Annotated in this window: 13 protein-coding genes; 8 read left to right on the top strand and 5 right to left on the bottom strand. The window is 64.9% G+C overall.

The window, feature by feature from the left end; translation table 11 throughout:
- Positions 1–255: 255 nt before the first annotated feature.
- The gene (locus tag I6F28_RS20600; protein ID WP_036027966.1) at positions 256–603 is read left to right on the top strand and encodes a DUF6481 family protein; all 348 of its coding nucleotides are present in this window, start codon (positions 256–258) and stop codon (positions 601–603) included.
- A 120-nt stretch (positions 604–723) separates the two neighbouring features.
- On the opposite strand, the gene I6F28_RS20595 is transcribed toward I6F28_RS20600, so the two are convergent.
- Positions 724–969: a pentapeptide MXKDX repeat protein gene (locus tag I6F28_RS20595; RefSeq protein ID WP_035999609.1), complete on the bottom strand. Its 246-nt coding sequence runs from the start codon at positions 967–969 to the stop codon at positions 724–726.
- A 327-nt stretch (positions 970–1296) separates the two neighbouring features.
- Here I6F28_RS20595 and I6F28_RS20590 point away from each other — a divergent pair, with 327 nt between their 5' ends.
- The 3 genes from I6F28_RS20590 to I6F28_RS20580 are packed head-to-tail and all read left to right on the top strand — an operon-like array spanning position 1297 to position 4225.
- On the top strand, positions 1297–2319 hold the full coding sequence (locus tag I6F28_RS20590) for a TRAP transporter substrate-binding protein (protein ID WP_225140751.1): 1023 nt from the start codon (positions 1297–1299) through the stop codon (positions 2317–2319).
- Complete coding sequence (locus I6F28_RS20585; RefSeq protein ID WP_057029145.1) at positions 2316–2870, top strand: TRAP transporter small permease; 555 nt, start codon at positions 2316–2318, stop codon at positions 2868–2870. Before I6F28_RS20590 ends, I6F28_RS20585 begins: the two co-directional genes overlap by 4 nt.
- Entirely contained in the window at positions 2867–4225 is a 1359-nt protein-coding gene (locus I6F28_RS20580) for a TRAP transporter large permease (RefSeq protein WP_225140749.1), read from the top strand. Before I6F28_RS20585 ends, I6F28_RS20580 begins: the two co-directional genes overlap by 4 nt.
- A 103-nt stretch (positions 4226–4328) precedes the next feature.
- On the opposite strand, the gene I6F28_RS20575 is transcribed toward I6F28_RS20580, so the two are convergent.
- Entirely contained in the window at positions 4329–5012 is a 684-nt protein-coding gene (locus tag I6F28_RS20575) for a GntR family transcriptional regulator (RefSeq protein WP_225140747.1), read from the bottom strand.
- 227 nt (positions 5013–5239) lie between these two features.
- On the opposite strand from I6F28_RS20575, the gene I6F28_RS20570 reads away from it, so the two are divergent.
- From I6F28_RS20570 to I6F28_RS20555, 4 genes are all read left to right on the top strand, one after another.
- The gene (locus I6F28_RS20570) at positions 5240–5848 is read left to right on the top strand and encodes a TRAP transporter small permease (RefSeq protein ID WP_225140909.1); all 609 of its coding nucleotides are present in this window, start codon (positions 5240–5242) and stop codon (positions 5846–5848) included.
- Entirely contained in the window at positions 5848–7113 is a 1266-nt protein-coding gene (locus I6F28_RS20565) for a TRAP transporter large permease (RefSeq protein WP_225140745.1), read from the top strand. The genes I6F28_RS20570 and I6F28_RS20565 overlap by 1 nt, the downstream gene beginning before the upstream one ends.
- A gap of 22 nt (positions 7114–7135) precedes the next feature.
- Complete coding sequence (locus I6F28_RS20560) at positions 7136–8119, top strand: TRAP transporter substrate-binding protein (RefSeq protein ID WP_225140743.1); 984 nt, start codon at positions 7136–7138, stop codon at positions 8117–8119.
- A 73-nt stretch (positions 8120–8192) separates the two neighbouring features.
- Positions 8193–9119, top strand: coding sequence for a dihydrodipicolinate synthase family protein (locus tag I6F28_RS20555; protein ID WP_225140741.1), 927 nt, complete (start codon positions 8193–8195; stop codon positions 9117–9119).
- 105 nt (positions 9120–9224) lie between these two features.
- Here I6F28_RS20555 and I6F28_RS20550 read toward each other — a convergent pair whose 3' ends face one another.
- From I6F28_RS20550 to I6F28_RS20540, 3 genes are read right to left on the bottom strand one after another with little or no spacing between them, the layout of a single operon-like run.
- Positions 9225–10136, bottom strand: coding sequence for a hydroxymethylglutaryl-CoA lyase (locus tag I6F28_RS20550; protein WP_225140739.1), 912 nt, complete (start codon positions 10134–10136; stop codon positions 9225–9227).
- A gap of 1 nt (position 10137) precedes the next feature.
- A complete protein-coding gene (locus I6F28_RS20545) occupies positions 10138–12141 on the bottom strand; it encodes an acetyl/propionyl/methylcrotonyl-CoA carboxylase subunit alpha (protein WP_225140737.1) in 2004 nt (667 codons plus the stop codon).
- Positions 12142–12145: 4 nt separating this feature from the next.
- Entirely contained in the window at positions 12146–13750 is a 1605-nt protein-coding gene (locus tag I6F28_RS20540; protein WP_225140735.1) for a carboxyl transferase domain-containing protein, read from the bottom strand.
- Positions 13751–13756 lie beyond the last annotated feature (6 nt).

Here is a 13756-nt window from a genome sequence, read left to right as displayed (position 1 = left end):
CCGTCTCGTACGGGGCGGACGCTAGGCGTCGCCCATGTGCTCCCTTATGAGGGACATCACAATTCGGCAGTTTTTTCGGGCTACGAGAGATCGTCGGGGGGCGATTTTTCGTTGACCTGATCGGCTGCGATTATGGGTGGCTTCGCGACGCGCGCCGATGTACACGCTTCTGCGTCGCGTGGCGCCTGCTATGCCCAGCCGACTTACCAACAGGCACCGATGTAGGATCGAAAGCGAGGAAGACAAGGCTCGTCGATGAGTGGATTCAGGGAACCCGGCTTTGCAGACCGGCAAAAGGCGGCGCAGGACGCCCGCAAAAATCTTTTGAACAAGTTCAAGTCGCAGCCGGGGCCCGATGATCCCGCGGTGGCGGCGAAGCGCGCCGAGCGTGAGGCCCTCGCGGCCAAGCGCGCCGAGGCAAAGGCCGCGCGCGAGGCCGAAAAGGCTGAGCAGAAGCGCCTCGAGGAAGAGGCCAAGGCAGCCGAAGCTGCGCGGATCGCGCGGGAAGCCGAGGAAGCCGCCGAGAAGCAGGCTGCGCTCGAGGCCGAGCAGAAGGCCAAGCGCGATGCGCGCTACGCCGCCCGCAAGGCTAAGCGCAAGTAAAACGCGCTGGTCACGTTCAATTGAACTTGAACTGAGCCATCATTCCGGCGGCCTCAAATGCCGCCGGAATTCGAGAGGACGCGGCCCGACCAAGGGGCGTTGCGCGATGACGACCCGGGATCAGTTCTTCTTCATCATCCCGTCGTCCTTTTTCATGCCGTCCTTCGACATGTGATCCTTCTTCATGCCGTCGTCCTTGGACATGTGGTCCTTCTTCATCATGCCGTCCTTGGACATCGTGTCCTTTTTCATCATGCCATCATCCTTGCCCATCTTGTCCTGAGCAAAGGCGGCCGGCGCAAACGCGAGGCCTAGCGAGAGAGCGGCAGCCGAGACGCCGAGCACGATGCGGGTGCGAATGGTCATGGTTCATCTTCCTTCGTGATTTGTTTGTTAGCGACGGACGCCGCTATCCTGTCTCGACGGATAGCCGTGTGGCGTTGTTACGCTGACCATCGATAAATTTCTGCGGCCAGCCGCCCTCGTTGATTGGCGAGCCCGCATGGATCGGATGTGCTGCAGCGCAGCACAACCGGCACTTGCCGCGGCACTCTGTCTCGAACTATCAGATGAAAGACCATCGGATGGAGACCGGCTTGGATTGGCCCCGCGGTCGCGAAGAACCCAGTTCAAATCACCTCTGCCAAAAACACTCCGAGAAACGCCCAAAGAAACGCCCAAGGGGATTACATCATGTTCACGCGCCGCCATCTGCTCGCGACCGCCGTCGCGGCACCTGCCATTCTCCGCTTCGGCACCGGCACCGCGCAGGCCGCGACCACGCTGAAGATCTCGCATCAGTTCCCAGGCGGCACTATCGACAAGGGCGATTTCCGCGACCGGCTGTGCCGCATGTTCGCCGCCGAAGTGAATAAGCGCAGCAATGGCGACATTGCCGCCGAGATCTATCCGAACTCCTCGCTGATCAAGACCAACGCGCAGTTCTCCGCCATGCGCAAGGGTGCGCTCGACATCAGCCTCTATCCGATGCCCTATGCCGGCGGCGAAGTGCCGGAGACCAATATCGGCCTGATGCCGGGCCTCGTGACCAACTACGACCAGGGTCTGCGCTGGAAGAAGGAGCCCGTCGGCAAGGCGCTGACCGACTTCCTGGCCGACAAGGGCATCATCCTGCTCACCTGGGTCTGGCAGGCCGGCGGCGTTGCTAGCCGTTCCAAGCCGATCGTCGCCCCGGAGGACGCCAAGGGCCTCAAGGTGCGCGGCGGCTCGCGCGAGATGGACATGGTGCTGCAGACCGCCGGCGCCTCGGTGTTGTCGGTCCCGTCGAACGAGATCTACGCGGCGATGCAGACCGGCGCCTGCGATGCCGGCATCACCTCCTCGACGAGCCTGATCTCGTTCCGCCTCGAAGAGGTCGCGAAGTCGCTGACCTCGGGCGCGGGCGCCTCCTATTGGTTCATGCTCGAGCCGCTGATGATGTCGAAGGCGATCTTCGACAAGCTGCCGAAGAACCATCAGGACATCCTGCTCGCGGTCGGCACCGAGCTCGAAGCCTTCGGCCGCAAGGGCGCGCAGGATGACGACGTCGAGGTCACCAAGGTCTATGAGAAGGCCGGGGCTAAGGTCTCGGCGCTCGACGCCGCCACCGTCGGAAAATGGCGCGACATCGCCCGCGACACCGCGTGGAAGGACTACAGCGCCAAGACCGCGACCGCCGCAAACCTGCTCAAGCTCGCCATCGACGTCGCAGCATGAGCCACGGTCCGCTTCCGGATCGTGACGACCGGACGAGCGTTGCCGCGGGGACCGGCCCTGCGGCGGCGATCGATCGCGGTCTCGCCGTCCTCAACAGCATCATCGTCGTGTTCGCCGCGATCGCACTGGTCGCGGCCTGCGCAATCCTGAGCTACAGCGTGCTCAGTCGCGCCTTATACAAGGCGGCCAATTACTGGCAGGACGAGGCCGCCGTATTCCTCCTGGTCGGCGCGACCTTCATGACGGCGGCCTATGTGCAGCAGAACCGCGGTCATATCGGCATCGAGGCCTTCGTCGGCCTGCTCTCGCCATTCGCGAACCGGGTCCGGCTCTGGCTGGTCGATGCCGCCACGTTCCTGTTCTGCGCCTTCTTCACCTGGAAGTCGTGGACACTGGCGCACGAAGCCTATGTCGACGGCCAGGTCTCGAACTCGATGTGGTCGCCGCCGCTCGCCATTCCCTACACGCTGATGGCGCTGGGGATGAGCCTGCTCTGCATCCAGATCCTCGTGCAGCTTGCGCTGCCTTTCGCCGGAGCCAAGCGGCCATGAGCGTTTTCGGTATCGGCGTCGCCTACGGCATCGTGACGCTGCTCGTGATGTTCTCGGGCATGCCCATTGCGTTCGCGCTCGGCGCGGTCGCGGTGGTGTTCATGGCCATCTTCATGCCCTCGGCCTCGCTCGATACGGTGACGCAGAACGTCTACGAGGAGATGGCCTCGATCACGCTGTTGTCGATCCCGCTCTTCATCCTGAAGGGCGCGGCGATCGGCAAGTCCCGCGCCGGCCAGGATCTCTATCTGGCGCTGCATGCCTGGCTGCACCGCGTGCCCGGCGGCCTCGGCGTTGCCAACGTGTTCGCCTGCGCGCTGTTCGCGGCGATGGCGGGGTCTTCGCCGGCAACTTGCTCGGCGATCGGCTCGGCCGGGATCCCCGAGATGCGCAAGCGCGGCTATTCCGGCGGCTTCGCCGCCGGCATCATCGCAGCGGGGGGCACGCTCGGCATCCTGCTGCCGCCCTCGATCACGATGATCCTGTTCGCGGTCGCCGCCGAGAAGTCGCTCGGCCGCCTGTTCCTCGCCGGCATCGGTCCCGGCCTGCTGTTGGTCTTCCTATTCGGCGCCTATGCCGTCGTTCGCTTCCGCCAGGAATATGCCGCCGCCGAGGTGGCTTACAAGAACGGCGAACCGGAGGCTCCGATCTTGCATCGTGACGAGTACACGCTCGCCGAACGCTTCAGCGTGCTGCCGCGCGTGATCCCCTTCGTGCTGCTGCTCACCGGCGTCATGGTCGCGCTCTATGGCGGCTACGCCACGCCGTCGGAGACCGCGGGCCTCGGCGGCCTCCTCGCGCTGGCGCTGATCGCTGCAATTTACAGCGTATGGCGGCCGAGCGACCTCGCGCCGATCATGAAGTCGACGATCCGGGAATCGACCATGCTGATGATGGTCATCGGCATGTCGCTGCTCTATTCCTACGTGATGAGCTATCTGCACATCTCGCAATCGGTCGCCGAATCCATCGTCGCGATGCATCTGCCGCGCTGGGAGCTGCTGTTCGCGATCCTCGTCATGGTCGTGGTGCTCGGCTTCTTCCTGCCGCCGGTCTCGATCATCCTGATGACGGCACCGATCATCCTGCCGCCGCTCCGCGCCGCCAATTTCGACATCATCTGGTTCGGCGTCGTCATGACCATCGTGATGGAGATGGGGCTGATTCATCCGCCGGTCGGCCTCAACATCTTCGTCATCCGCAACGTCGCGCCCGATATTCCCCTGCGCGAGGTGATCTGGGGTACGCTGCCCTTCGTGCTCTTGATGATGCTTGCAGTGCTGCTGCTGTGCCTGGTGCCGGGGATTTCGACCTGGCTGCCGGACCTCGTGATGGGGCCGGACGGAAGCAGGTAGAAGCGATCGCCGGCCTGTAGGGTGGATTAGCCGAAGGCGTAATCCACGTCTTCTGTCGCAGCGGAGACGAACAGCGGTGGGTTACGCCTTCAGCTAACCCACCCTACGATTTCTCCTTCCGCCGCGACTTCGGCGCGTTCGCCACCACCTGCAGCAGGTCTTTGCGCACGGCCTCGATGTGCCGCTCCAGGAAGCGGCAGGCCTCCTCTACTTTCTGCGCACGACAGAGCGCGATCAGATGGGCGTGCTCCTTCTCGGCAATGCCCATCGACTTGGTGTTGGAGAGTTGTAGCCGCGTGTAGCGGTCGCTGGTCTGCAGCAGCGACAGCACGATCGCGCGCGTGCGCGGCTGCGGGGCGCGGACGTAGAGCGCCATGTGGAAGTCGGCATTGAGCTGGCCCCACTCACTGACGTTGCGCGCCTTGATCGCCTTCTCGAAGCTCCGGTGGATGTCGTCGAGCCCGTCGAAATCCTGCGCGGTGAAGCGCGGCGCCGACTGCGCCAGCAGCCGCGGCTCCAGGATACGGCGGAGGTCGAACACGTCGTTGATCTCGTCCAACGACAGCTCCGAGACGATGGCGCCCTTCTGCGGCACGATGCGCACCAAGCCTTCCGCCTCGAGCTGGAACAGCGCCTCGCGCACCGGGATGCGGCTGACGCCATAGGCTTCGCCCAGCGCGTCCTGGCGCAGCTGCGATCCGGCCGGATAGGTGCCGTCGAGGATCGCCTGGCGGAGCTGGTCGACGATCGCAGCCGACAGGGTGCGATGCTTCAGAGGCTGTTTCATCTGATCGTCCGATGTCCTTCCCGACTCGCGCGGCCGACGCGGTCCCTGTCTTGCATGTCGAGCTGCCCGGCAAAAGCCGGGGCGCCGCATAGTGCCCAGCAAACGCGCGCCCTGCCGCCGAAATGACCGCAAACTCCGTTTGACTCCCAAAATGTATAAATTATACATTTGGCAATCGCACGACAAATCTTCAGGGGGTTGGGGCCTCTTTCATGATCGAGCAGACCATGCCGGCCACGCGCGCACTCAGCCTCCGACGCATGATCGTCCGGATGTCGAGTGCCCTGCTGGCCTGCGAGCGGCTCGCGCTGATGGGCCTGATGTACCTGCTCACCGGTCTGATCCTGGTGAACGTCGTCACCCGCTACTCGCATTTCCCGATCTACTGGATCGATGAATCCGCCGTCTATTGCGTGGTCTGGCTGACCTTCATCGGGGCATCCGCGATGACGCGGCTGCGGCTCGATTTTGCGGTGACGATGCTGACGGAGCGATTGTCCGCTCAGCACCAGAAATTTGCAAAAGTGATCTCGACCGGCCTCGTCGTGGTGTTCGGCGTCGCCCTGATCGTCACCTGCGTGCTCTGGATGGACCCGGTGGGCCTCGCCCGCGTCGGCTTCGACGGGCGTAAGCTCGCCGCCGAGACCTTCAACTTCCTCTACACCGAGCGCACGCAGACGCTGAACTGGCCGACCTGGGTGCTCTATCTGACGCTGCCGATCTTCGCGGTGTCGATGACCGTTCATGGTCTCGCCAACTTGCTGGAAGATCTCGAGCTGGTCCCGCGCACGCCGCCGAAGGGCTTCCAGCTCTCCGAGCTCGACGGGGTCAATTGATGATCACGTCAGCAGCCTTCATGGCCTTCATGCTGGTCGGCGTGCCGATCGGCCTCTGCCTCTGCCTCGCCGGCCTCGTCTACATCGCTGCCTCGGGCAACCCGGTGCTGTTCCAGTCCTATCCGCTGCAGCTGTTCGGCGGCGTCGACAGCTACGGCCTGATCGCAATCCCGCTCTTCATCCTGATCGGCGAGATCATGAATGGCGGCGGCATCACGCGGCGCATCGTCGACATGGCGATGGCCTTCGTCGGCTCGCTCAAGGGTGGGCTCGCCTACGTCAACATCCTCGCCAACATGTTCATCTCGTCCATCCTGGGATCGGCGACCGCGCAGGTCGCGATCATGGCGCAGATCATGGTCCCCGAGATGGAGAAGAAGGGCTACGACAAGACCTTCGCGGCCGGCCTGACCGCCTATGGCGGCATGCTCGGCCCGATCATCCCACCCTCGGTGATGTTCGTGGTCTACAGCGTGCTGGCGCAGGTCTCGGTCAGCGACATGCTGATCGCCGGCATCGTCCCGGGCGTCATCCTCACCGTGATGTTCTGCCTCGTCATCGCGCTGATGGGCTACATCTACAACTATCCGCGCGCGGACTACCAGACGCCGCGCCAGCGCGTCATGACCATCCTGCGGACCTCGCCGACGCTGCTGATCCCGATCGTCATCGTCGGCACCATCCTCGGGGGCCTCGCCAATGCGACGGAATCCGCGGCCGTCGGCGCGGTGGCTGCGGCCGTGGTCGGAAAGTTCTGGACCAAGGAATTCAAGTTCTCGCAGCTGCCGCAGATGATGCTGCGCAGCGCGATCTATTCGGCGATCGTGCTGTTCCTGGTCGCGGCCGCGGCCGTGTTCTCGTGGGTGCTGATCTTCGGCAAGGTGCCGCAGGAGACCGCCGCCTGGATCCAGACCGTCGCCAAGGATCCGGTCAGCTTCATGCTGATCTGCAACGTCATCCTGCTGCTGATCGGCACGGTGATCGACGGCATTCCCGGCTTGATCATGACGGTGCCGATCCTGCTGCCGGTCGCAACCGAGATCTATCACATCGACCCCCGGCAATTCGGCGTCGTCGTGGTGATCAACCTCGTGCTCGGCCTTTTGTCGCCGCCGGTCGGGCTTTGCTTCTTCGTCGCGGCCGCCGTCACCGGCGCCAAGCCCGGCAGGATGTTCATGGTGACGCTGCCCTTCTTCGTCATCGCCTGCATCCTCCTGGTGCTGCTCTCGCTCTATCCCTCGCTCTCGCTGATCCTCGTCAAATAGACCCATCCGAAAGGAGCCGACCATGCCGCTTTCCCGCCGCCGCTTTCTCGCCGCCAGTGCCGCCGCCTCGGTGTTCGCCCCGTCGCTGGCGCTCGCCCAGGCCAAGGAATTCCGTCTCGGCCTGATCACGCCGAACGGCCATTCCTGGAACAAGGCCGCGCTCAAATTCGGTGACGAGCTCAAGGCCGCCACCAACGGCCGCCTGACCTTGACCGTCTTCCACGCCGGCCAGCTCGGCAACGAGACCGCGATGATGCAGCAATTGCAGTCCGGCGCGCTCGACATGGGCTTCATCCAGGCCGCCGAGCTCGGCTCGCGTGTGCCGCACATCGCCGCAATCAACGCGCCCTACATCGTGCGCTCGACGCCGGCGGTGGCCAAGTTCGTGCGGCATCCGGCGGCGGTGAAGCTGTTCGAGGTGCTGCCGCAGGAGACCGGCACGATCGGGCTCGGCTGGGGCATCACTGGAATGCGCGCGGTGTTCTCCTCCAAGGACCTGAACACGCTCGCCGACATCAAGGGCATGAAGCTGCGCATCAACCCGACCCCGGTCTATCGCGACTTCTATTCCTCGCTCGGCGCGGCGCCGACGCCGATCCCGACGCCGCAGGTGTTCGACGCCATGGCCAACGGCCAGGTCGACGGCTTAGAGGCCGATCTCGAATTCTCCTGGAACCAGCGCTTCGACAAGGTGTCGAAGGTGATCCTGCAGATGAACGCCGTCTTCATGCCGATGGCCGCGGTCGTCTCCGGCCGCGTCTGGCAATCGCTGCCCGCCGGCGACCGCGAGCTGATCACGAAAACGATCAAGACGACGCTGGACGCGCAGATCGACGAGCTCGCCGGCAACGAGCCCACGCTGATCGAGAACTTCAAGAAAGCACCGATCCCGATCCGCCAGGTCGATGCCAAGGACACCGAGGCCGTGATTGCCGAGTTCGACAAGATCTGGCTGCCCAAGGCCCCCGTCCTCGCCGAGCTGCGCAAGGTCGGCGCGACGCTCTGATCCCGTTCCCCATCCCTTTCACAAGAGCCGGCGGCTCCAGCCCCCCGCCGGCATCTACACCTGGAGTCAAATCATGAGCCGCCGCGTTGCCTGGGAAGGCGTCTTCCCGGCCGTCACCACCCAATTCCACGACGATCTCTCGCTCGACATCGACGCAACCGCCAAGGTGATGGACGGATTGATCCGCGACGGCGTCTCCGGCCTGATCGTCTGCGGCTCGGTCGGCGAGAACACCTCGCTTGAGCGCAAGGAGAAGGTCGCGATCATGGAAGCGGCGAAGTCGGTCGCGAAGGGCCGGGTGCCCGTGCTGTGCGGCATCGCCGAATTCACCACCGCGTTTGCGGTGGAGACCGCGAAGGAAGCAGCACGAATCGGCATCGACGGCGTCATGGTGATGCCGGCGCTGGTCTATTCCTCCAAGCCGCACGAGACCGCCGCGCATTTTCGCGCTGTCGCCTCTGCGACCGACCTGCCGGTGATGCTCTACAACAACCCGCCGATCTACAAGAACGACGTTACGCCCGACATCCTGGCCTCGCTCGCCGACGTCGAGACCGTGGTCTGCTTCAAGGATTCCTCCGGCGACACGCGACGCTTCATCGACACCCGCAACATGGTCGGCGACCGCTTCGTGCTGTTCGCAGGTCTCGACGACGTCATCGTCGAGAGCGTCGCCATGGGCGCTGTGGGCTGGGTCTCCGGCATGTCCAACGCCTTCCCGCGCGAGGGCGAGACCCTGTTCCGCCTCGCCAAGGCCGGGCGCTTCGCCGAGGCGATGCCGCTCTACGAATGGTTCATGCCGCTCCTGCACCTCGATGCGCGCCCGGACCTCGTCCAGTGCATCAAGCTGTGCGAGCACATCATGGGCCGCGGCACCGCCCTGACGCGCCCGCCCCGCCTGGCACTGCTGCCGCAGGAAACGGCCGAGGTCGAGGCCCTGATGGCCAAGGCGCTGAAGAACCGCCCGCGCCTGCCGGATGTCGGGCTGAAGGCGGCTTGAAAACTCTCTCGGTCGTCATTGCGAGGAGCCCTTGCGACGAAGCAATCCAGACCGCCTCAGCGGAAAGACTCTGGATTGCTTCGCTTCGCTCGCAATGACGGAGAACTAGGAGACAGCCCGCTTCTTCTTCGCGTTCAGCGCGGAGGCCACGCGGCTCACGGGCGGCTTGCCGAGCACGACGCTCATCGCGTTCGTCGCCGCCAGCAGCTTCTCCATATCGACACCCGTCCTGACGCCCATACCCTCCAGCATGTAGACGACGTCCTCGGTCGCGACGTTCCCCGTCGCGCCCGGCGCATAGGGACAGCCGCCGAGCCCGCCGGCAGCGGCGTCGATGACGCGGACGCCCTCCTCCAGCCCTGCATAGAGGTTGGCGAGCGCCTGGCCGTAAGTGTCGTGGAAATGCATCGCGAGCCTGGCTGCGGGAATGTTGGCGGCAACCGCGCGCAGCATCTCCTTGGCCCTGGCTGGCGTGCCGACACCGATGGTGTCGCCGAGCGAGATCTCATAGCAGCCGAGATCGAACAGCGTGCTCGCAAGATCCGCCACCGCCTTCGGCTTGATCTCGCCATCGAACGGACAGCCCAGCACGCAAGAGATATAGCCGCGCACCTTGACGCCATCCTCCCTGGCGCGCGCCAGCACCGGCTTGAAGCGCTCGATGGACTCCGCAATCGTGCAGTTGATGTTCGCCCGGGAAAACCCCTCGGAGGCCGCCGCGAACACGGAGACCACTTTCGCGCCCGCGGCACGCGCGGCGTCATAGCCTTTCTCGTTCGGCACCAGCACGTGGAATTCGGCGCCCTTCACATGCGCGACGCCGCGCAGCACGGCATCCGAGCTTGCCATCTGCGGGATGGCCTTGGGCGAGACGAAGGCGCCGACCTCCACGGTATCCAGCCCGGCCGCCACGAGCGCCTCGATGAAGGCGATGCGCGCCTCAACGCTGACGGCGGTCTCCTCGTTCTGGAGGCCGTCGCGCGGCCCCATTTCGATGATGCGGACCGGATCGCTCATCTCATTCCCCTGCAGGTTCGACCAAGGCGAGCTCGACGCCCTCCTGCACGATATCGCCGACCTTGCACTTGATGGATTTCAGCACGCCGGCATAGGGCGCGCGCAGCGTCTGCTCCATCTTCATGACTTCCAGCGTGAGGATCGGCGCGCCCTTCTCCAGCTTGGTCCCCTCCTCTGCCAGCACGGCAACCACCGTGCCGGGCAAGGGCGCTGCGATCTTGTCCTCGCCGACATGCTCCTCGCTCTCGCCGCCGAACGGATCGACCCAATGCAGGTCGAAGCGGCCGTTGCGCGTGCGCAGGTACAGCTCATGGCGATCGATGACCGCTGCCACTGACGATTTGACGCCGTCGAGCGTCAGGTCGAAGCCGCCATCCTTCGCAGCGATCGTGAACGCCAGCTCGCGCTCGCCGATCACCAGCGTCGACGGTCCGCTGCCATAGTTCAGCGCGATCTTCTGCTCCGGACCATGGCCGACACGGAAGGCAAAGCTGCGCTGGCGGCGACCGACCGGCTGCCAGCCGAAGGTCTGCCACGGCGAACTCGCCTCCGCATGCGCGGTCTGCCGCTCCTCGTTGACGATGGCGGCAACTGCGGCGCAGAGCTCGAGCTCTCCGGGCGCCGGCGCCGCGGCGGTCAGCACCGCCAGCTCGCGCTCGATGAAGCCGGTATCGATCGCATTCGCCCGCACCTTCGGATGCGTCATCAGCGCCGACAGGAACGGGATGTTGGTGACGATGCCGCGGACGTCGGATTCCTCCAGCCCGCGGTTCAGCCGCTCGATCGCGACGTCCCGCGTCGGCGCCCACGCGATCACCTTGGCGAGCATGGCGTCATAATACGGCGAGACCGTATCGCCCTCGCGATAGCCAGCGTCGATACGCAGGCCGCCCGTCTCGGCCGGCAGTCGCCAGGTCGAGATCCTGCCGACCGACGGCATGAAGTTCTTGGTCGGGTTCTCGGCGTAGACGCGCGCCTCGACGGCATGGCCGTTGAGCCTGATCTCATCCTGCTTGAGCGGCAGCGCCTCGCCGAAGGCAACGCGCAGCTGCCACTCCACCAGGTCGATGCCGGTGATCAGCTCGGTGACGGGATGCTCGACCTGCAGGCGCGTATTCATCTCGATGAAGAACACGTCCTTGCCGTCGGAGACGAACTCGATGGTGCCGGCACCGACATAGTTCACCGCGCCCGCCGCTTTTCGCGCGGCGGCGCAGACGGTTTCGCGCTGCGCAGCATTGAGCGTCGGTGATGGCGCCTCCTCGATCACCTTCTGATGCCGGCGCTGGAGCGTGCATTCGCGCTCGAACAGCGAGAGCAGATTGCCATGGCTGTCGCCGATGATCTGCACCTCGATATGCCGGGGATTGTCGACGTACTTCTCGATCAACATGCGGTCGTCGCCGAAGGCGGCCTTGGCCTCGCGCTTGGCGCTGACGATCGCCGGCGCCAACTCATCGGCGGACCGCACGATGCGCATGCCGCGCCCGCCGCCACCGGCGGAGGCCTTCACCAGCACGGGAAAGCCGATCGTGTCCGCCGCCTTGGCGAGCGTCGCCTCGTCCTGGGCCTCGCCGTGATAGCCTGATACCAGCGGCACGCCGGCCTTCTCCATCAGCTCTTTCGAGCCGGATTTCGAGCCCATTGCCGTCATCATCCCGGCGGTCGGCCCGACGAAGACGAGGCCGGCGTCATAACAAGCCTGCGCGAACTCGGCATTCTCGGAGAGGAAGCCGTAGCCGGGATGCACGGCCTCCGCTCCGGTCTTGCGCGCGGCCTCGATCAAGCGCTCGATATTGAGATAGCTGTCGCGGGCGCGGGCGGGCCCGAGCAATACGGCCTCATCGGCGAGCGCGACATGCATCGCCTCGCGATCGGCCTCGGAATAGATCGCGACCGTGCGCAGGCCCATCGCACGGGCGGTGCGGATAACGCGGCAGGCGATCTCGCCGCGGTTGGCGACCAGGAGCGTGCGGAAACGCCGGTAGAGTTTTGAGCGGTCCATCACATCACATCCTGAACAGGCCGAATTTCGTCGGCTCGAGCGGCGCATTCGATGCCGCCGAGAGGCCAAGGCCGAGCACGAGACGCGTGTCGGCCGGATCGATCACACCGTCGTCCCACAGCCGCGCGGTCGCGTAGTACGGGTGGCCCTGGCTCTCATATTGCGCGCGAATGGGCTCGCGGAATTTATCTTCCTCTTCCCTGGACCAGCTGTCGCCCTTGGCTTCGATATTGTCGCGCCGGACCTGGCTCAGCACCATCGAGGCCTGCTCGCCGCCCATCACCGAGATGCGCGCGTTCGGCCACATCCAGAGGAAACGCGGCGAGTAGGCGCGGCCGCACATGCCATAATTGCCGGCGCCGTAGGAGCCGCCGATCACGACGGTGAACTTCGGCACCGAGGCGGTCGCGACCGCCGTCACCAACTTGGCGCCGTCGCGCGCGATACCGCCGGCCTCGTATTTCTTGCCGACCATGAAGCCCGTGATGTTCTGCAGGAACACCAGGGGAATGCCGCGCTGGCAGCACAGCTCGATGAAATGCGCGCCCTTCAGCGAGCTCTCGCTGAACAGGATGCCGTTGTTGGCGATGATGCCGACCGGATAGCCCCAGATATGGGCGAAGCCGCACACCAGCGTCGTGCCATAGAGTTTCTTGAACTCGTCGAACTCGGAACCATCCACCACGCGGGCGATGATGTCGCGCACGTCGAACGGCTTGCGGCCGTCGACCGGCACCACGCCGTAGATTTCCTCCGCCGGAAACAGCGGATCGCGCGGCTGATGAATGTTCAGGTTGGGCCGCGCGGAAGGCTTGAGCGTGCCGACGATACGCCGGGCGATGCCGATCGCATGCGCATCGTTCTGGGCGTAGTGATCGGTCACGCCGGATTGCCGCGAATGCACGTCGGCGCCGCCAAGCTCCTCCGCGCTCACGACCTCGCCGGTCGCGGCCTTCACCAGTGGCGGGCCGCCGAGGAAGATGGTGCCCTGGTTGCGCACGATGATGCTCTCGTCCGACATCGCCGGCACATAGGCACCGCCGGCGGTGCAGGAGCCCATCACGATCGCGATCTGCGGAATCCCCTGCGACGACATCTGCGCCTGATTGTAGAAGATGCGGCCGAAGTGCCGCTCGTCCGGAAAGATCTCGTCCTGCAGCGGCAGGAAGGCGCCGCCGGAATCCACCATGTAGACGCAGGGCAGATTGTTCTGCCGCGCAATGTCCTGCGCGCGCAGATGCTTCTTCACCGTCATCGGGTAGTAGGTGCCGCCCTTGATGGTGGCATCGTTGGCGACGATCACGCATTCGCGGCCCGAGATGCGCCCAACGCCAGTGACGACGCTGGCCGAATGCACGTCACCGCCATAGAGGCCATAGGCTGCGAGCGGCGACAGCTCCAGGAACGAGGTGCCGGGATCGACCAGGAGGTCGACCCGCTCACGCGCCAGCATCTTGCCGCGCGCGGTGTGGCGCTTGCGCGAAGCCTCGCCGCCGCCGCCGGCGACCTCGCTGAGTTTCTCACGCAAGTCCGCGACGAGGCCGCGCATGGCCTCGGAATTGCGTGCAAAATCTGATGACGACGGATCGATGCTGGAATGAAGCGGCATGGTGTT

Source organism: Bradyrhizobium sp. NBAIM14, from assembly GCF_020193895.1.
GTDB lineage: Bacteria > Pseudomonadota > Alphaproteobacteria > Rhizobiales > Xanthobacteraceae > Bradyrhizobium > Bradyrhizobium yuanmingense.
This window is presented reverse-complemented; position numbering and strand designations above follow the sequence as displayed.